The organism is Flavobacterium poyangense (assembly GCF_011751075.1).
Lineage (GTDB): Bacteria > Bacteroidota > Bacteroidia > Flavobacteriales > Flavobacteriaceae > Flavobacterium > Flavobacterium poyangense.
This window is the reverse complement of sequence record NZ_JAALLN010000011.1, coordinates 49127-70658: the sequence shown is the minus strand read 5'-3', so window position 1 is coordinate 70658 and position 21532 is coordinate 49127. Positions and strand designations below refer to the sequence as shown.

The window sequence follows — 21532 nt, the reverse complement described above, 5'->3', positions numbered from 1 at the left end:
AACCAAAAACCAACCAAAAACAAAAAAATGCCTATGTAAATAGTAGAATGCAAAAAAGTGTCGAAATGCTGTAACATTATCGACACTTCATTAAAGTTGAATTGTTCTCTGTAAAGAATAATTCAGTCGTTTCTTAGAATACGCACGAAACAGTATTAATCAAAACACACCAAAATTATGAAAAAACCAGTTGTTAAACAACGATTACTCCATCGAATCATGAAAATAACACTATTTCAGTTTGTCTTAGCACTTATATTTTCAAGTGTTGCTATGGCAAACGATATAAATGGACAAAAGAAACTAGACACCAAAGTTACAATTACAGTTGAAAATTTAACTTTGGATAACACTTTGTCTAAACTTGCTAAATCGGCACAGGTTAAGTTTTCTTATAATTCAAGAATAACGCAACTAAACCAGAGAGTTAGTATAGAGGCAAATGACGAGACTTTATCGGCAATTTTGTCGAGAATTCTGGAACCCTTAAATATTTCTTATGCTGAAATTAGCAATCAGATTATATTGCAAAAAAGCAGCAAAAATATTTTTTCGGGTGCAGAAAATCCGGTTTCCTTATTTGATGTTTTAGTTCCGGGACCAATCATTAAAGGTAAAGTTATAGATAACAATGGGCTTCCATTACCTGGAGCAACAGTCTTGGCTAAGGGAACAAAAATTGCTGTATTAACGGATTATGATGGTAATTTCTCTATTGAGATGCCAGCAAATAGCACGGCATTAGTAATTTCTTATGTTGGTATGGAGACTAAAGAAATTGGAATAGAGAATACTACCCCTACAATTGTTTTGAATGAGTCGGGACAAAACTTAAAAGAAGTTGTGGTAACTACCGGTTACGAAAAAACTTCAAAAAGAACATTTACTGGAGCCATCAGTAAAATTTCAGGCGCTGAGTTAAAAGTAGATGGTGTTGTAGATATCAGTAGAATGATCGAAGGAAAAGCGGCAGGGGTAACCGTTCAAAACGTTACAGGAACATTTGGTACTGCTCCTAAAATTACAGTTCGTGGATCTTCTTCTATTTTTGGTGATACAAAACCATTATGGGTAATTGATGGTGTAGTACAAGAAGATATTATCAATATTTCATTTGCAGATTTAGCTTCAGGAAATTCTGAAACTTTATTGAGTTCTGCTGTTGCAGGATTAAATTCAAATGACATACAAAGCATTGAAATTCTTAAAGATGCATCGGCTACATCTATCTACGGTTCAAGATCGTTAAACGGAGTTGTAGTTGTAACCACTAAACAAGGACGTAGAGATTCTCCTTTAAAAGTGAGTTATTCTGTTGAAAACACTGTTAGAACAGTTCCAAGTTATACACAATACGATATCTTAAATTCTCAGGAATCTATGAGTGTTTTTAAAGAAATGGAACAAAAAGGATTTCTTGATATGCCATCGACTCTTCAAGGCAGATATGGAGGAGCATATAATATTCTATCAAAAGAAATTAACCGTTACAACACATCAAACGGACAGTTTGGTGTTAAAAACGAACAACCTTATATAAATCAATTTTTGAAAAAATATGAATTAGCCAACACAGACTGGTTCAATGTTTTATTCAGACCATCTATTACACAAAATCACTCTTTAAGTTTTTCAGGCGGTGGAAAAAACAATACTCTTTATGCCTCATTGGGCTTCTATTCTGATCCGGGATGGACGCTTGCAGACAATGTAAAACAATTGTCTTCAAATATTAAAGGAACTTTTTATGTAAACGACAAATTAAATGTAACCTTATCTACTTTAGCTTCTGTTCGTGACCAAACGGCTCCGGGAAGTTACGAAAGCCAACAAGATGTTGTATTTGGTAACGTAACCAGAGATTTTGACATCAACCCGTTCAACTATGTTTTAAGTACCAGCAGAACACTTCGTCCTTACAATGACGCAGGAGGATTGGAGTACTACAGAAACAACTGGGCTCCAATGAACATTATTAACGAATTGCAAAATAATGTTTTAGAGATTAAAGTAAAAGACATCCGTTTCCAATTGGATTTAGATTACAAAATCAACAAAAATTTAAGCTACAATCTTACCGGTTCAGCACGTTATGCTAATACCTCAAGAGAGCACAAAATTTATGAGAATTCAAACGTAGTAGGAGCTTACAAAGCCGGTACAGAATATGGTGCAGATGGAGCAAACACCATTGTTAGAGATGCTAATATCTTTTTGTATAAAGATCCGAATGATTTAACAGCACAACCAATTTCAGTATTGCCTAATGGAGGATTTTTAAGAAAATTCACCAACGACCTGACTTCTTACAACATCAGAAACAGTGTGACGTATAGAAACACCTTGAACGAAAAACACGAGTTAGAAGGCTTTTTCGGTACGGAGTTAAGATCTTTGGATAGAAACAGTGATAATTTTACTGCTGCAGGTCTTCAATACGACAGAGGACTAACCGCTTTTACTGACCCAAAACTTATTGAAAAAATCATCAATGAAGGAAACTCTTACTATGGTTTAAATGCTGAAAGAGAGAGAACTGTAGGTTTCTTTGGTAAAGTAGGATATACGTATGACCGTCGTTATACGGGATCGATTACAGGTCGTTATGACGGATCAAACAGACAAGGAAATAGCGGCTCAGGAAGATGGCTTCCAACTTATACTTTTAGTGGAAAATGGAATGTTACTGAAGAAAAATTCATGAAAGATGTATCGTCAATTAACAACCTGGCGTTAAGAGCATCTTACGGTCTTACTGCAACAGCGGGTCCTGCTACTAACTCTTTAGCTATTTACAGAAGTTTTATTACAGACCGTTTAGGAATCCCGGACAGAGAAACCGGAATTGAAATTGATCAACTACAAAACTCTGATTTAACATGGGAGAAACAATACGAAACCAACATTGGTGTTGATTTAGGAATGTTTAACAACAGAGTTCAGTTTACAACAGACGTATATAGCCGTAAAGCATTTGACTTAGTTGATTTTGTAGTGACTTCAGCAATTGGAGGACAAAAAATCAAACAAGGAAATAATGCAAACATGGAAACAAAAGGTATTGAAATTGGTTTTACTACTCAAAACATAGCAACAAAAAATTTCAAATGGTCAACAACGCTTAATTTCTCTGTATTTAATCAAAAAATCACAAAATTAGAAAATCAACCAACAGCATTTGATTTAGTTGATGGAAATGGAGGAAATGCTATCGGACGTCCTAGAAACTCAATCTATTCTTACCAATTTACAGGGTTGAACAATCAAGGATTACCAACGTTCATTATGCAGGATGGCGAAGACGATAAAGTAACGGGAGCTAACTTCCAGGATACTGAAAATGTTACTAAATATTTGAAATATGAAGGTTCAATAGAGCCAAATAAATCAATTGGTTTAGCCAATACCTTTACTTACAAAAGCTGGTCGTTATATGTATTTTTCGTTGGATCAGGAGGAAATAAAGTTCGTTTGAATCCAGCTTTTAGCAGTCAATATGATGATTTAACTGTATTTACAAAGGATTTCACCAACCGTTGGATCAATCCTGGTGATGAAAATTCTACAAACGTTCCGGTTATTGCTGACAAACGTTTAATAACAAATTACGGAGGAACAAACACACTTGGACGCGCTTATAATACCTATAATTATTCTGATGTGAGAATTGCAGATGGTGATTTTGTAAGACTAAAAAATGTATCACTTAGCTGGGAATTTCCAAATGATTTCAAAAAGAAATTAGGTGTAAGTACTTTCACATTAAAAGGTTCAGCAGTTAACCCTTGGTTAATCTATTCTGATAAGAGGTTAAATGGGCAAGATCCTGAGTTCCGTAACACAGGAGGTGTAGCTTTCCCAATTACAACACAATACAGTTTTACTTTAAACCTTTCATTTTAATATAGTTGATTATGAAAAATATAAAATATATAAAAATAACCTTTGCGTTATTCCTACTCATAAGTGTTAGTAGCTGTGATGACTTTTTATCAGAGGTACCGGACAACAGAACTCAAATAGATACACCTGAAAAAATATCAGAGTTATTGGTAAATGCATACCCATTGGCTTCTTATATGGATTTGGGAGAAACAATGTCTGATAACGTTGCTGATGCTGAATTAAACAATGCTTCTGTAAAAAGCAGACAAAGTTACTATTGGGAAATGCAGGATGAAACCAATATCGACACTCAGGCTTTTTATTGGGATGCTTGCTACAGAGCTATTGCACATGCCAATCAGGCTTTAACTTCAATCAATCAATTAGGAAATCCGACTAGTTTGAATCCTCAGAAAGGAGAAGCGCTACTAGCAAGAGCCTACTCTCATTTTATGTTGGTTACATTTTGGTCAAACCGATACAACCCGGCTACTGCCGCTACAGATCTAGGAATACCTTACGTAACAGAACCTGAAACAGAGTTACTAAAAAGTTATAAAAGAAATAGTGTACAGGAAGTTTTTGATTTTATTCAAAAAGATATAGAAGAAGGGTTGAAATATGTGACGAATAATTATAAAGAACCAAAATTCCATTTCAATAAAGACGCTGCCAAAGCATTCGCCAGCCGTTTTTATTTGATAAAAGGAGATTGGGACAAAGTACTTGCTGTTTCAGAAGGATTAGGATCAAAACCGGTTGGAAAATTAAAAGATTATGCAACCTTATCAAGTTTAGCACCGGATGTTCAATTTATTGAATACGGAAAATCTTCTTACACAGCAAATTTATTGATTGGATCTCCAAATACATTAGTGGGAAGATCAGCTAGTGGTAGCAATTATTACCTGACTGATGAGAAACACAGAGCACTTTTTAACGGAACAAACCCGTTTGGAAAAGCATGGATTTTTGATTTTTATAGCTACAACAGCAGTAGTACTTTATTTACACCAAAATTTGAAGAGTATTTTAAATACACCAATCTAACAGCAAATATTGGAATTGCTTATTGCGGAATTGTACTTTTGTCTAATGATGAGTTCTACTTAAACCGTATCGAGGCGCTTGTAATGAAAAACAGAATTGCAGAAGCTAATACAGAATTAGAATACTTTTTAGGAACAAGAACAGCCGGATATAATCCTTCAACAGATAAACTAACTGAGGCCAGTGTAGTAGCCGGATACCCTGTAATTACAGATGAATTAACTCCATATTACACCATGACTCCGGTACAGACTTCTTATGTAAAAGCATTGACAGAAGCCCGCAGAAGAGACTTTGTTCATGAAGGACTTAGATGGTTTGATGTGAAACGTTTTAACATCGTTGTAACCCGTGACGACTTAGGTAAACCTCTCAACACTTTGGTTAAAGACGATAAACGAAGAGCATTGCAAATACCATTAAGCGCATCGAATTATGGTGTAGAAAAAAATCCTAGATAATTTTTTTAATAAATTTAAGATACTATGAAAATATTAAAACAATATAGAACAATGATACTTGTTGCAGGAGTTTTAACTTTTACAGCTTGTGCTCATGAAGATCAGCCAAAAGAAAGTCAGCTAGATTTTTCTCAACCTGCAAAAACAGAACTGGATAAATGGATATCAACCAATTACCTGAATCCTTATAATATTAATGCACAGTACAAATGGGATCAGAATAAAGTAGATAATAACAGATTTCTTTTTCCTCCATTGGTAGACAAAGTTCAGCCTGCGTTAAATATCGTGAAACAAATCTGGATCGATAGTTATACAGAAATTGGTGGTGCTGATTTTGTAAAACTTTTGGCCCCAAGGGAAATCCTTTTGGTTGGAGGAGTAAATTCAAACTCAAATGGAACAAGAACACTGGGGATTGCAGATTCCGGTCAAAGAATTACACTTTTTGAAGTAGATTATCTGGACAGAAAAGATCGTGCAAATGTAACCGAGTTTATTCACACCATTCAACACGAATATGTGCACATCCTAAATCAAAATAAACCTTTTGATGAACAGGCTTGGCAAAAAATCACTCCGGGGGATTATACCGGAACATGGCATTTAGAAGTGCTTCAAACTTCAAGAAATCTAGGTTTTGTTACAAACTACGCAAGAAACAATATCACCGAAGATTTTGCTGAAACTGCTTCTATTATATTAACCAGTTCAAAAGAGGAGTATGCAGCTCTTCTCGCCAGTATTACGAGTGCTGACGGAGTAGCAAAACTGCAAAGAAAAGAAGCAATCGTAGTACAGTATTACAGAGATGCTTTTGGAATTGACTTTTATGCTTTAAGAGATGCGGCACAGAGAAACACAACCAATGTCGTAAACAACTAAGTATTCGTTAATGTATAATTAAACATAGTAATATTATGAAACTAAAAAATATATTTAAGTATTCGATGTTTGCTTTTTTAGCAATGTCTTTGGGTGCTTGTACCAATAATACAGATGCGGAAAAATTGTTTGACAAAACTCCCGCCGAACGATTAAATGAACAGAAAAGTGAGTTGAGAACAGCATTGCTTTCTTCAGAATTTGGATGGAAAGCGGTGTATTTCACAGACGACACGCAATTAGGAGGTTTTACCCACTTGTTCAAATTTAAAGCTGACGGAAAAGTAGAAATGGCATCCGATTTTGATGCTGATACAAGTATCCACGAAAGCCAGTTCGATGTTGTGCTGGGAAGTACCGTAAGTGTTGTATTTACTACCAACAACAGAATACACCTTTTATCAGACTCTAACAATTACCCTACTGCTGCCTTAAGAGGTAAAGGGTACTTAGGCGATTTCCAGTTTTTATACTATGGACAAGAAAATGGAGAAATCCTTTTCAAAAGCAACAGATTGGTTAGAGATATTCGTTTTGTAAAAGCAACTGCACAGGATTGGGCTGACTTGTCTAAGAATACAATAACAGAAAAAAATCTGGTAGGGGGAATAACAAGTCCTTTATTTAGAGTACTTGAAGTGAATGACGGAACCACTGTTAAAAAGTATGATTTCGGTTTTAATCCTGCCTCTCGCTTCTCCTCTTCAGAGGCTATAGATCCGGGATCTTCAGAAGTTATTGATATGGGAATAGGATATACCCCAAATGGTATTGTGGTAAGCCCTCCATTAAAAGTAGGAAATCAACAATTAACAAATTTCGTATACAATAGCGCAAATGAAAGCTTTACTGCTACAGGAACTGGTGGAGTTACTGCATCTGTTAGATTTACAACCGTACCTCCAGTATTGACAGATGATTATAAAGATATATTGAACGGAAAGCCTCAAAAAGTGATAAGCTTTATTACAGCAAACTTATACACAGCTCCTACGACTTCAAATTATTTTAAATCTTTACTTGATCAGGCAAACGCAACATTACCTGCAAATCAAAGAATTACCAGAATACAGGTTTTCTTTAATTCTGCATTCGGAAATTATATAGAATACCGTTTTAGCGGCGGAAAACCAACTATATACCATAATTTTACACTAACTGAAGATGCAGCAAATAAAAAAGTAATTCTGCATCATACTTCTTGGGAAGACACAAGTTCATTTATCCCGGCTCCGGCATTTTTAAAAGCCATCGATGATGAATTTATGAATCCTGCAGGACTTTATCTTAAAAAAGAGAATTTTAGAATTACATTCAGTAATACTATCTACACCTTAACAAGTGCGGCTAGCAGTTTTAGAATGACAACTTATCAGTTGTAACAGTTATTATAAAGGCAGCTTCAATTGAGCTGCCTTTTTAAAGACCCATTTTTAGATCTAAATAAAATTGCTAAAAATCAATAAAATAAATTACGTGAACATAAAAAATATCCCAATATCTATTTATGAACCTAAAAACAATTTTAAACTTAGAAAAAACAGAAATGCTTTCTAACAAAGAGCAAAAAAGCATCATAGCCTGGAATGTAGCTCAACCAAAATGCATGCTTTTTAATACTGTTAAGTTTGTAATAATTAGGAATTAACCAATCTAAACCCTTAATTAAAATATACCACAATTATGAATGCTTTGATCCTATTTTGAAAAAGCAGATAAAATGCTTTTACAGATCAAGCACTATGTTTTTTTTTATTTTTTTTTATTTTGAATGGGCAACTCAATTTGAGTTGCTTTTTCAGTTTAAACAAAACAAGAAAGCTCTTTTTATATGATAGCTATAAATTATTCGATTGTTATTTTTTTAAAAAGGGAATTATCATATATTTGACAAGTCATTTATAGCTCCGGCAGAAATAAAAATTCTTTTTCTATTCCTCATCTTAAAAATAGGAACAAGAAATGCATTGCCGGGACAGCTACAAATAAATATTAAATTTAATTTTGAATATGAAATTACTAGAAGGAAAAGTAGCCATCATTACAGGCGCTAGCCGTGGAATTGGAAGAGGAATTGCAGAAGTTTTTGCTAAACATGGCGCAAATGTAGCCTTTACATACAGCTCATCTGTAGCTTCAGCAGAAGCTTTAGAAGCTGAATTGATCGGTTTAGGAGTGAAAGCCAAAGGATATCAATCTAATGCAGCTGATTTTAATGAGGCACAAGCTTTTGTTGAAGCCGTTTTGGCTGATTTCGGAACGGTAGATATTTTAATTAACAACGCCGGAATTACAAAAGATAATTTGTTAATGCGTATGTCTGAAGCTGATTTCGATCAGGTAATTGATGTTAATTTGAAATCTGTTTTTAATATGACAAAAGCAATTCAAAAAACATTCCTAAAACAACGTGCGGGTTCGATTATCAATATTAGTTCAGTAGTAGGAGTTTCCGGAAATGCGGGACAAACCAACTATGCCGCTTCAAAAGCTGGTGCCATTGGATTTACAAAATCGGTAGCACTTGAATTAGGTTCTCGTAACATTCGTTGCAATGCAATTGCTCCAGGATTCATCGAAACTGAAATGACTGCAAAATTAAACGAAGATGTAGTAAAAGGATGGAGAGAAGGAATTCCTTTAAAACGTGGCGGAACTACTGAAGATGTTGCCAATGCTTGTTTATTCCTGGCTTCAGATATGAGTGCTTATATCACAGGACAAGTATTAAATGTTTGTGGAGGAATGTTAACTTAAAAAAGTTCCGGTCTAGGTTTTCAGTTTGTACTGATCACTGAAAACGGTCACCGAATACTATAAATATGACTACAAACACTATTCTATTATTGTTGCTTTCTTTAGTAATAGCTGGTGCTTTGTCGTATTTTCAATATTTTTATAAAGCCAAAAGCTATTCCAAAGTGAATTTGTTTTTGGCTTTTTTGCGTTTTTCAGTCCTTTTTGCCTTGTTGCTTTTATTAATTAATCCGATCGTAACTAAAAATACGTTTGAAATAATTAAAACACCTTTGGCAATTGCAGTGGACAACTCCAGTTCGATTCCGATTTTAAAATCAGACAAAAAAGCAATCGAATTGTACCGCGATTTAGTTTCAAATCCTGCACTTCAGGAAAAGTTTGAAATACAATCCTATCAATTTGATGCGGACTTAAAACCTTCAAATCAATTTGATTTTAAAGGAAAGCAGACCAATTTAGATGCCATTGCCAAGAATCTGAAAAGTATCAATAGAAATGCTATCTTTCCAACCGTTATTATTACAGATGGTAATCAGACCACCGGAAATGATTATGTATACCGATTTGACCCAATAAACAAGGTATATCCTGTAATTGTAGGGGATACAACCACTTTTTTTGATTTAAAAATCAATCAGCTGAATGTAAATAAATACGCTTTTCATAAAAATAAATTCCCGGTTGAAGTTTTTCTTCAATATGCGGGGACTAAAAATACAACAGCCGATTTTTCTATTGTTCAGGGCAATAGTGTTGTAGCCAAAGAAAAAGTTACTTTTTCATCCTCAAAAAAAACAGCAACTCTAAATTTACTTTTACCCGCAGATAAAGTTGGACTGCAAATTTTTAAAGCAAGTATTTCTTCTAACGCAAAAGAGAAAAACAGCTACAATAATATCAAGAATTTTGCAGTCGAAGTAATTGATCAAAAGTCAACAATAGCAATTGTCTCGGCAATAAACCACCCTGATATTGCAGCTTTAAAACGTTCCATTGAATCCAATGCACAACGCAAAGTCATATTAATCAAACCTAATGATCTTAATTCATTGCAAGACATTTCTGTTTTGGTATTATATCAGCCAACAACAGCTTTTAAAGCAATTTTCGACAGTAATAAGTTAGCAGGTACAAATACCTTTATTATTACAGGAAACAACACCGACTTTAATTTTTTAAATCAGCAACAGCGCAATTTGGTTTTCAAAATGAGTGGTCAAAGAGAAGATTATCTCAATGAATATCAATCACAGTTTAACTTATTTGCCGTTGATAATATTGGTTTTGAAAATTTCCCGCCTTTACAAAACTTATTTGGCACCATAACAACTAATGGAAATGTATCTGTTTTACTCTCTTCTAAAATTAGAAATGTGAGTACAAATGCGCCATTGTTGGCTTTTACTGAAAACCAAGGCAAACGAACTGCCTATCTTTTAGGCGAAAACAGTTGGAAATGGCGCCTGCAAAGCCATATAGACAATCAGTCTTTTGAAAAATACGATGTTTTTATCGATAAAATAATCCAGTTTTTAGCTACTTCAACATCCAGAAAATCATTGGTTGTGACTCACGAAAGTTTCTATAATTCAGGTGAAGCGATTGCCATCAATGCGCAATATTTCAATAAAAATTATGAGTTCGATGAAAAAGCAAGACTTACCATAAGTGTGACAAACGCAGAAACAAAACAGTCCAAAAACTATGATTTATTAAAAGGAAACAATTCTTTTTCTGTAAATTTGGATGGATTAGCTGCAGGAAAGTATAATTTTTCGGTAAAAGAACTGAATACAAATACCAGTTATTCAAGTCATTTTGAAATTCTCGATTTTGATATTGAAAAGCAATTTGTAAATCCTGATGTTCTAAAATTAAAACAATTGGCATTGCAAACCAACGGAAAAGCCTTTTTTCAGGATCAGTCAGCAGAATTGATAAGAACACTTTTAGAAAATAAAGAATACAAATCAATCGAGAAAAATATTGCAACCAAAACACCTCTAATTGATTGGATTTGGTTATTGATTATAATTGCCGTTTTATTGACTACTGAGTGGTTTGTTAGAAAATATAACGGATTATTGTAGAAGAAGGTTCAGAGGTGCAAAGAGGCAAAGGTGCAAAGGTTTGTCTTAGCAAACTTGAAACTTGAAACAAAACTTAAACTAACACATCTCCACAAATGGACTTCAGGCTAAAAGTATTCTACACCGTTGCTCTCAGGCTTAACTTTACAAAGGCCGCAACTGAATTGTATATTACGCAGCCAGCAGTTTCTAAACATATTCAGGAACTCGAGGAAACCTATAAAACAAAGCTTTTTGAACGTAATGGCTCTAAAATTGCCTTAACTCCGGCTGGAGATATTCTATTACAACACACCAAAAGCATCTTTGAAATCTATCGCAAAATTGATTTCGATATGAGTATTTTTGCCAGTAAACGTCAGGGCTTATTGCGTTTAGGATCTAGTACAACAATTTCTCAATATATTATTTCTCCTGTACTGGCGCGTTTTCATCAAAAACAGCAAGAAATAAAAGTCAATTTGCTCAATGGTAATACCGAGCAAATAGAAAATGCTTTAATCAATAAAGAAATTGAAATCGGAATTGTAGAGGGACAATCAAAAAATCAGTCTATCAAATATATTCCGTTTTTAAAGGATGAGTTAGTTTTGGTTTGCAACAGTCAAAACCCGATGGCTCAACAAAGCGAAATTTCATTAAACGATTTAAAATCAATGAAATTCATCACTCGTGAGCGTGGCTCAGGAACACTTGAAGTTATAGAATACGCTTTAAGGCAAGTCAATCTAAAAATAACTGATTTGCAATTCGAAATGCAATTAGGCAGCACAGAAAGTATAAAGTCCTATCTGCTAAATTCTGATTGTTTTGCCTTTATGTCAATACACGCGGTAGGTAAGGAGCTTAAAAATAATGAGCTAATCGTTTTAGATGTGGAAAGTTTAACTATTGAAAGATACTTCTATATCATTACATTACTCGGAAAATCAGACCCTTTATCTGAGCTATTTGTTCAGAATATGGCAACTTACTATAACTTGAAGTTATAGTCGATTGTAATTTGCGATTGGCGATTTCCATATAATAGTCAGACCTTTGCTGAGTAATTATTAAGTATCTTATTTTGAAAACGCAACAACATTCCGCATCGCACTTATTAGAAGTTAGCATTTATATTCAACAGGCTGTTTTTGCCCTGGTGATTGTACTGTGTTTATTCTCTATCATTTCTCCACCAATTGCTTTGTTATTAGGAGTTCTTATTGTTAATGTTTTTGGAAATCCATTCTTAGCTTTCAACCACAAAGCCATTACATTTTTACTGCAATTTTCTGTTGTAGGTCTTGGCTTTGGCATGAATGCAGCCAGTGCCGTATCAGCAGGAAAAGAAGGATTCCTATTGACCATATTCTCGATCTTCAGCACTTTGATTTTCGGTATTCTTTTAGGAAAGTGGCTTAAAATCGAAAAGAAAACCTCCCATTTAATTTCTTGCGGAACCGCAATTTGTGGTGGTAGTGCCATTGCAGCAGTGGCCCCGGTCATTAAATCAAACGAAAACCAGACCTCAATTGCTTTAGGAGTCATCTTTATACTAAATTCTGTAGCCTTGTTTCTTTTCCCGTATATAGGACATCAACTTGATTTATCTCAAAAAGAATTCGGTCTGTGGTGCGCTATTGCCATTCATGATACCAGTTCTGTAGTTGGAGCAGCAAATAAATATGGTGCTGAAGCCTTGCAAATTGCGACAACAGTAAAACTGGCAAGAGCTTTATGGATTATTCCGATTTCTATTTTTACCGCAATTGCATTCAAGAACAAAAACAGTAAAATCAAAATCCCTTATTTCATCGGATTATTTATTGTAGCCATGCTGTTAAACACTTATGTACCTGCAACAGCCCTTGTAGCACCTCATATCGTAAGTTTTGCAAAAATTGGCCTAACGATGACTTTGTTTCTTATTGGCGCAACCTTAAACGTAAGAACATTAAAAGCAGTAGGAGTGAAGCCCTTACTACAAGGTATTCTCCTTTGGGTATTTATTGCTTTTCTAGGTTTGGCATTTATTTTATATCTGAACTAAACATAAACGTTAAGAGAAACGGCAACAAATGCCAATAACGAAAACAGAAGCAAACACCTAATAAAGAAGAAAAGAAAAAAATCCGTTTTTATCCGCGTCTTCACAAAGTGAACCCATCCAATCCACGTCAAAAAACGCCCCAAATTGACCACCCAAACACTTGAAACTTTAAAGGCAACTACAAAAAGTAAAATTAATCAACAATAATAGTTAGTTTTCTTTGTAATACGCATAAATCGGATAAATTTGCACTTCTAATAAAAATTGCAAATGAAAAACTTTAAAATGAAACCAAGACTAATTGCTATTTTAGTAGTAGGAATTGGATTTTTAACATTGTCATGGGGAATCGTAGGTCACGAACGTATCAACAAGGCGGCAGTAATGGCTTTACCACAACCATTGCAGATATTTTTTTACAACCATATTGATTTTATTACTCAGGAAGCTTCTGTACCGGACATCCGTAAGTATGCTTTAAACTATAAAGACGAAAACCCAAGACATTATTTTGATATGGAGAATTTTGGTCCAATAGACCAAATACCGCAAAATTTTGAAGATGTTAAAAAGAAATACGATGCAAAATTTTTAAATAACAATGGAATTTTACCTTGGTACATTGAAGACATGATGGTAAAATTGACCAAAGCATTTAAAGAAAAAAACAGAGCCGAAATTTTGTTTCTTGCAGCTGATCTGGGACACTATGTTGGCGACGCGCATATGCCATTGCATACTTCTGCCAATCATGACGGACAGTTAACCGATCAAAAAGGAATTCACTCTCTTTGGGAAAGCAGATTGCCGGAATTATTTGCTAAGAATTACAAACTAAATGTTCCTAAAGCACATTATTATGATGATGTTCACAAAGCAACTTGGGACATCATTAACGACACCCATAGTTTAGTTCAGCCATTATTGGATATAGACAAAAAACTAAGAACTTCAACACCTGAAAACAAAGTATTTGTGATGGATGCCAACGGAAAAGCGGTTAAAAACAAATACAATTCAGCTAAATTCTCTGACGATTACGCTGAAAAATTGCACAATGAACTTAACGGAATGGTGGAAAACCAAATGAAAAAAGCAATTATCGCCACTTCAAGTTATTGGTACACCGCCTGGGTAAATGCAGGAATGCCGGATTTAAGTGATTTAGATTCAGAAGAAGTGACACTTCGCAATAGCAATGCCTTGAAAGAAGATTTAAAAATGTTTCAAAAAGGAGATCTATTCGGAATGAAAAATCAGGACGACTAAAACATAATCTTGCTTCAAGTTTAAAAATCTAAAAAAAGTCTCAAATTCTAAATGAATTGAGACTTTTTTTATTCAATACAGCTGCAAACTTTGCGCAAATTACAAATATCTTTCTATTTTCTTTTACCTCTGATACTTCTTATGTTTAAGCAAATCAGAAGCCGTTTGATAAAAAGCTATGGTTTCATTCACCAAATCGGTTCTTTCCTTTTGCAGTGGTTTTTCTTCGTAGTAAATCTGGTATTCAGGAGCCACATTTTCTTTTGGGATCAAATTCAATTCGAATTGTTTTACTTTTTGTTTTGGTGATAAAATAGTCAGAACATTGTCTTTTATCAATCCCAAATCCTGATACGTTGCAATAAAAGCCCTTGGTTTGTAATCTGGTTTAAAAACATCCTGCCCAAAAAACTTAGTCTGATATTCAAAATGCAGTAAACCAAAAACAGTCGGCATAACATCAATCTGTGACATTAGCTGATTGAATTTCTCAGGTTTGGCTCCGGGTCTGTAAATAAAAGCAGGAATTCTGTATTTATCCATCGGCAATTCTGTTTTTCCTGCACTTGAAGCACAGTGGTCTGCTACAATTACAAAAACTGTATTATTAAACCACGATTGTTTACTGGCCATTGCGAAGAATCTTTTAAGCGAATAATCCGTATATTTTACACCTCCATCACGTGACTTTATATCTCCGGGAATATCAATTTTATTGTTAGGGTAGGTAAAAGGTCTGTGGTTACTTACAGTCATGATGTGATTAAAGAACGGTTTGTTCTCTTTTGCTTCAGCATTCATATCCTTTATCGCTTTGTTGTACATGTCTTCATCGCAAACACCCCACACGTTAGAGAATGTAATTTCATCAGGTGTAAAGCTAGATTTATCAACGATTTCATAACCATTTCCGGAATAAAAATCCTGCATATTATCAAAGAAAGCATCACCACCATACATGAATTTCACATTATATCCCTTTTGTTTAAAAACGGCGCCTGTAGAAAATTTATTTTTATTGTCCTCACGTTTCACTACACTCTCTCCGGCAGTGGGCGGCAAACATAAAGTAACCGCTTCGAGCCCTCGAACAGTACGATTTCCGGTGGCGTACAAATTCGTAAATTGAAGGCTTTTTTGCGCTAAACTATCCAAAAATGGTGTGATATTTTCTGTATTTCCATACATTTTCATGAATTCAGCACTATAACTTTCAATTGTAATCAAGACCACATTTTTGCGATTTACTGCTGAATCACTGACTATACTTCGCAATGTATTTCCATCGGAAATTGCCGGAAGTTGTTTCTTCAAAATGCCAAAAGCTTTTTCGTTTGGCAATGTTTTGTAAAATTTGGTGTAATCTAATTTATTATTTTTAAACGCTAAATAAAACTTATACAATCCGTTAGACTGCAATTCATTAACAAAAACATTTTTGGAATTTTCTGTCAAAGCTAAAGTCGGAATGGCAATTAAAGAAATTAAAAGGAGACTTATATAGAAAACTGAAATTTTCCCCTTTTCTTTAAATGTTGGTACAGCATCAATGTAAACCCGAGATCTTTTTAGAATGAAATAAGTAAAAATTCCGGTAATCACGAATAAACCGGTGAATATCGGAATTACAGGATAAGATTCCATTATATTTCCAATAACTTCATTGGTATAAATCAGATAGTTCACAGCAATAAAGTTATATTTTACTCCAAACTCATTCCAAAAGAAATATTCGCTTAAGCCATTCTGAAGAATCAGTAGAACGTATAAGAAAATTACAAAACCAAATAACCAAAATCGAATTTTATCTCTGTGTTTTGGAAGAAAAAGTAAAATAGCAAAAAGCGCTGTTTTAATTCCAACAAAAATCAAGACAATTCCGGGTAACGCACCACCATACTCATCAAATATACTTCTGCCGGACGCTATATACAAAAACAGAAGAACGAAAAGCCCCAGGATAATATAGCCCGTTGGCTTGTTGTATTTAGAATTGGAAATAAAAATCAAATAGAGCCATAGAAAAAAACCGGCCACAACAAATACAAAAAAATCAGAGATCAAACCTAAAACAAAGATTTTCAGACTCTCAGCAATACTAAATGCACTTTGTGTGATCGGGTGAAAAAACAAAACAACTCTCAGTATAAAACTTACAATAAAATAGAATAATGCAAGATTGTAGAACGGAGCAAGTTTCTTATAAAATGCCATAATTTCTTTTTTTACAAAAGTAATTTTGATTGATTAACGCCGGATTAAGTTATTCTTTTACCTTACTTAGAGTTAACTTAATATTTACTTAAGATGTTCGCTTCGTTACGTTGAGCATACTTTAAAATATCGTCTAATTCTTTAAATTCGTATCTTTGAGTTGCAAATTGATTATATTTGTAGTATATTTCCTAATTTAATATCTTGGAGATGCATATTTTAATAATTGAAGATGAATTAGGCATAGTTCAGTTCCTGCAACAAGGACTACAGGAAGAAGGCTATGAAATAACCACAGCAAATGATGGCGCAAAGGGCTTTGAGTTAATTCAGACCCAGCAATTTGATTTAATCTTACTGGATTGGATGTTACCTAAAATCAATGGCTTAGAACTTTGTAAAGCCATTAGAATAAAAGACCAAAACACTCCAATTATATTTCTGACTGCCAAGGATACTGTTCAAGAAACTATTGAAGGTTTAAAAGCGGGAGCCAACGACTATATCAAGAAGCCATTTAGTTTTGAAGAATTGGTAGAACGCATTAAAATTCATTTTCGAAAACACAAAAGAAAAGAGATCCTTTCACTCGGAACCATCAAAATTGATTTATTAAAATATATTGTTTTAAAAAACAATGAACCTGTTTCTCTCACACAAAGAGAGTTTGAATTACTGGCTTATCTGGTTCGCAATAAAGGAAAAGTATGCACCCGAAATGAAATTCTAAAAGATGTTTGGGAAATCAATTTCGAATATGATACCGGTGTTATTGATGTTTTCATGAATGCCATCAGAAAAAAGCTCAATCTAAAAATTGAAGAAGATTATATAAAAACAATTCGCGGTGTTGGTTACATTGCTAACGATTAACACATGGCTCAACTTTCCTTTAAAAACAGAATTGCTTTAAACTATATCATCACCACGGGTTTGCTGATCTTAGTCGTTTTTTTTACTATTTATGCTATTGTAAAACACTCCGTTTACAGCCATATCGATGAAGGCATAAATGTCGAAATACAAAATCATCTCAAAGAAATTAAAGAAGTAAATGGCGTTATTACCCTTGTAGATAAAGAAGAATGGGAAGAACGGGAGCACAATACCGTTGACATAAACCCTGTCTTTGTGCAATTCCTCGATACAGATAAAAAAATAACCGAGAAGTCTCCAAATCTAAAAACGCTAACATTGGTTTATCATGACAGTGTTGAAGATTATGAATTATTCGACGCCAAAATGGGCAATAATATTATCCGTCAGGTTCAGGTTCCGCTTATTGTAAAATCAAAAAATATCGGTTATCTGATGATAGCCATGTCACTCACTAATTCGCGAATGGTACTTAATAATCTATTCGAAATAATGTGTCTGGCTTTTCCGGTAATTTTATTAGTGTTGTTTTTTATAGCCCGTTTTTTTGCAGGTCGAAGCATCAAACCAATAAATGCCATTACCAATATATCTAAAAGTATTACCAGAGACAATCTAAAAACAAGAATCCCTCTTCCCAAAACCAAGGATGAACTATACACCCTTTCTAAAACCATCAATAACCTATTAAACCGAATTGAAGATGCAATCGAACGTGAAAAACAATTCACTTCAGACGCTTCGCATGAACTAAGAACACCGCTTACAGTGATTAAAGGAACACTTGAAGTGTTGATACGTAAACAAAGAGACAGTAGTGAATACGAAGAAAAGGTAAACTTTTGTATTGCAGAGGTTGATCATTTAAACAGACTAGTAGATCAACTCCTGCTAATGGCACGATCTGAGAATAAGAATGATAATGTAAAATACCAATCAGTGTATTTGAATGCTTTGATTTTAGATGTACTGACTTTAAATTCAGAAAAAATAAACAACAAAAAAATCAATATAAAATTTGAAGCTCAAGAAGATTATTATATTCTTTCAGACAACTATTTAGTGTTGACAATCCTGAGGAATATTATCTCAAATGCCATAAAGTACACCAATGAAGCCGGCGAAATCAGTATTTCATTAATGAAACAGGAAAATCACGTTGTCTGCACCATAACCGATAACGGAATCGGAATCGACAAAGAAGATCTGGACGCCATTTTCAATCCTTTTTACAGATCAAAATCATCCGAGCATCCGGAAATAAAAGGGACCGGTTTAGGACTTTCAATTGTAAAAAGAATTTCAGATTTACTGCATATTAAATTTAAAGTAAACAGTAATAAAGGAGAAGGAACTACTGTTATTTTAGATTTTAAAACGAAGATAAAAACAATATTATAAATCAAAAGAATGTAGCAAAAACGGCACTTGAGACATTTTTTAACAATAAAGTATCGTTAAGTTAAAATAAAATTTGCTGTTTTATGAAATTAACTAGTATATTTGCAACCGATTCAAAGAATTATAAAACAAACCCAATCATGATTTCTATTCAATTACATCATCATCATTTTCATTATTGCTCTCAGGCGATGTGTTAATGGTATGCGTGTAAATCATCATATTTTAAAACCCGTTTGAGTACATCAAACGGGTTTTTTTAATTCCAATTCTTTGTACTCAGACTATTTAATCCAAAAAACTAAAAAAAATGAGTACTTTAAAAATTGCAATTCAAAAATCAGGTCGTTTAAACGAAGACAGCATTCAAATTCTAAAAGATTGCGGCATTTCAATCAATAACGGCATTGATCAGTTAAAAGCTGAAGCCTCCAATTTTCCTCTTGAAGTCCTGTACTTGAGAAATTCCGACATTCCACAATACTTAATTGACGGGGTTGTTGATTTGGCTATCGTCGGAGACAATCTTTTGGTCGAAAAAGGAAAAGGGATCGAAGTAGTTCAGAAACTGGGCTTTTCTAAATGCAAGGTTTCTGTAGCAGTTCCTAAAGCCTTCGAATACAATTCGGTAAAAGACCTTGCCAATTTAAGAATTGCGACTTCCTACCCAAATACGGTAAATGAATACTTTAATTCTTTCGGAATAACAGTCGATATTCACCAAATTTCAGGTTCCGTAGAAATAGCACCCAATATTGGGCTTGCCGATGCCATCGTTGATATTGTTTCCAGCGGAAGTACTTTATTCAAAAACAATCTGAAGGAAGTCGAAGTAATTTTAAAAAGCGAAGCCGTTTTAGCAGTTTCACCAAAAGTTTCTCCTGAGATTCAGAAACACATTGATACTCTAAAATTTAGAATTCAGGCCGTTTTAAGAGCCCGAAATTCAAAATACATCCTAATGAACATTCCTAACAATAAAATCGAAGCCGTTGGAAAAATCCTTCCGGTTTTAAGAAGTCTTACCGTTCTGCCTTTGGCACAAGAAGGCTGGAGCAGTGTACACTCTGTAATCGACAAAGATACTTTCTGGGACGTAATTGATCAGTTAAAAGAAGCAGGAGCAGAAGGGATTTTAGTTTGCCCAATCGAAAAAATGGTACTATAGATAAAAATGGAAATTCCAAACTTCAAAATTCCAAATTCCAAAATCTAACGGAGATGTGTTCGAAGGAACTGGAATTTGGGATTTTGAAAAATTGGAATTTTATAACCAAATAATAATACAAATGAATAGAATAGACAATCCAAAACCGGAAACCTGGTCTGAAATATTAAAAAGACCCACCAAAACGATCGATGATATTGAAGTTACGGTTAAAGAAATTTTCAAAGAAGTACAAAAAAAAGGAGATGAAGCCATAGCAAAATACACTTCGATATTTGACGGAATCTCATTAGATAACTATGAAGTTTCCAATGAAGAAATTCAGGAAGCGATAAGTTTAGTTTCAACGGAGTTAAAAGAAGCAATTCAACTGGCAAAAGACAATATTTGCAAGTTTCATACAGCACAAAAAACAGAAAGAATTACCACCGAAACAACAGAAGGTGTAAAATGTTGGCAAGAAAAAAGACCCATTCAAAAGATCGGTTTGTATATTCCGGGCGGAACGGCACCTTTGTTTTCAACGGTTCTTATGCTAGCTGTACCGGCTGAAATTGCAGGTTGCAAAGAAATAGTTTTATGTTCCCCACCGGATAAAAAAGGAAAAATTAATCCGGCGATACTGTACGCAGCTACTCTATGCGGCGTAACCAAAATAGTAAAAGTAGGTGGTATTCAGGCTATTGCCGGAATGACGTTTGGTACAGCATCTATCCCAAAAGTATATAAAATTTTTGGCCCCGGAAATCAATTTGTGACAGTCGCCAAACAACTGGCAACTCAGTTTGGTGTTGCTATTGATATGCCTGCCGGACCTTCAGAATTATTAATTGTAGCCGATAATACAGCAGTTCCGGCTTTTGTGGCCTCTGATTTATTATCTCAGGCAGAACATGGAACGGATAGCCAGGTAATTTTAGTTTCTACGTCAAAAAAACTAATTGATGCTGTAGAGAAAGAAATTCAGATTCAGATTGAAGCACTGCCAAGAAAAGCAATTGCCAAAAAAGCGATTGAAAACTCAAAATTAATCTTAGTCGAAAATGACAAAATTGCGTTAGACTTGATCAATGATTATGGGCCCGAACACTTTATCATCTGTTCCGAATATGATGATTTTTATTGCAATGGTGTCCTGAATGCCGGTTCCGTTTTCATTGGAAATTACACCCCGGAAAGCGCCGGAGATTATGCCTCGGGTACAAATCACACGCTACCGACTAATGGATATGCCAAAAATTATAGTGGCGTAAACTTAGATAGTTTCATGAAATCAATGACCTTTCAAAAAATATCAGAAAAAGGAATTCAGAATATCGGAAAAGCTATTGAACTTATGGCACAAGCAGAAGGTTTACAAGCCCATAAAAATGCTGTAACGCTTCGATTGGAAAGTTTAAAAATAGAATAAGGAGTATAGAATAAAGAAAATAGAGCAAAG

At 34.3% G+C, this 21532-nt stretch carries 14 protein-coding genes; 13 read left to right on the top strand and 1 reads right to left on the bottom strand.

What is annotated here, in order from left to right; translation table 11 throughout:
- The first annotated feature begins 177 nt into the window (after positions 1-177).
- The 9 genes from G3A47_RS16245 to G3A47_RS16205 all read left to right on the top strand — a co-directional run bounded on the left by G3A47_RS16245 (position 178) and on the right by G3A47_RS16205 (position 14432).
- A complete protein-coding gene (locus G3A47_RS16245; protein ID WP_166924216.1) occupies positions 178-3903 on the top strand; it encodes a SusC/RagA family TonB-linked outer membrane protein in 3726 nt (1241 codons plus the stop codon).
- A gap of 11 nt (positions 3904-3914) precedes the next feature.
- Positions 3915-5396, top strand: a complete 1482-nt coding sequence (locus G3A47_RS16240; RefSeq protein WP_166924214.1) for a RagB/SusD family nutrient uptake outer membrane protein — start codon at positions 3915-3917, stop codon at positions 5394-5396.
- A gap of 24 nt (positions 5397-5420) precedes the next feature.
- Entirely contained in the window at positions 5421-6281 is an 861-nt protein-coding gene (locus G3A47_RS16235) for a zinc-binding metallopeptidase (RefSeq protein WP_166924212.1), read from the top strand.
- A 35-nt stretch (positions 6282-6316) separates the two neighbouring features.
- Entirely contained in the window at positions 6317-7663 is a 1347-nt protein-coding gene (locus tag G3A47_RS16230) for a DUF4302 domain-containing protein (RefSeq protein ID WP_166924210.1), read from the top strand.
- Between the two features lie 628 nt (positions 7664-8291).
- A complete protein-coding gene (gene fabG, locus G3A47_RS16225) occupies positions 8292-9038 on the top strand; it encodes a 3-oxoacyl-[acyl-carrier-protein] reductase (protein ID WP_166924208.1) in 747 nt (248 codons plus the stop codon).
- A gap of 65 nt (positions 9039-9103) precedes the next feature.
- A complete protein-coding gene (locus G3A47_RS16220) occupies positions 9104-11131 on the top strand; it encodes a hypothetical protein (protein WP_166924206.1) in 2028 nt (675 codons plus the stop codon).
- Between the two features lie 95 nt (positions 11132-11226).
- Complete coding sequence (locus G3A47_RS16215) at positions 11227-12123, top strand: LysR family transcriptional regulator (RefSeq protein WP_166924204.1); 897 nt, start codon at positions 11227-11229, stop codon at positions 12121-12123.
- A 74-nt stretch (positions 12124-12197) separates the two neighbouring features.
- Positions 12198-13163 carry a YeiH family protein gene (locus tag G3A47_RS16210; RefSeq protein WP_166924202.1) on the top strand — a complete coding sequence of 322 codons (966 nt, stop codon included), beginning with the start codon at positions 12198-12200 and terminating at the stop codon, positions 13161-13163.
- Between the two features lie 270 nt (positions 13164-13433).
- A complete protein-coding gene (locus tag G3A47_RS16205) occupies positions 13434-14432 on the top strand; it encodes a zinc dependent phospholipase C family protein (protein ID WP_166924200.1) in 999 nt (332 codons plus the stop codon).
- Positions 14433-14555: 123 nt separating this feature from the next.
- Here the strand turns inward: G3A47_RS16205 and G3A47_RS16200 are convergent, their stop codons facing one another.
- Positions 14556-16646, bottom strand: coding sequence for an LTA synthase family protein (locus tag G3A47_RS16200; RefSeq protein ID WP_166924198.1), 2091 nt, complete (start codon positions 16644-16646; stop codon positions 14556-14558).
- Positions 16647-16856: 210 nt separating this feature from the next.
- On the opposite strand from G3A47_RS16200, the gene G3A47_RS16195 reads away from it, so the two are divergent.
- From G3A47_RS16195 to hisD, 4 genes are all read left to right on the top strand, one after another.
- Entirely contained in the window at positions 16857-17519 is a 663-nt protein-coding gene (locus tag G3A47_RS16195) for a response regulator transcription factor (protein ID WP_166924196.1), read from the top strand.
- 3 nt (positions 17520-17522) lie between these two features.
- Positions 17523-18923 carry a sensor histidine kinase gene (locus G3A47_RS16190; RefSeq protein WP_166924194.1) on the top strand — a complete coding sequence of 467 codons (1401 nt, stop codon included), beginning with the start codon at positions 17523-17525 and terminating at the stop codon, positions 18921-18923.
- Positions 18924-19233: 310 nt separating this feature from the next.
- On the top strand, positions 19234-20091 hold the full coding sequence (gene hisG / locus G3A47_RS16185) for an ATP phosphoribosyltransferase (RefSeq protein WP_166924192.1): 858 nt from the start codon (positions 19234-19236) through the stop codon (positions 20089-20091).
- Positions 20092-20212: 121 nt separating this feature from the next.
- Entirely contained in the window at positions 20213-21502 is a 1290-nt protein-coding gene (gene hisD, locus G3A47_RS16180) for a histidinol dehydrogenase (RefSeq protein WP_166924190.1), read from the top strand.
- Positions 21503-21532: the final 30 nt, after the last annotated feature.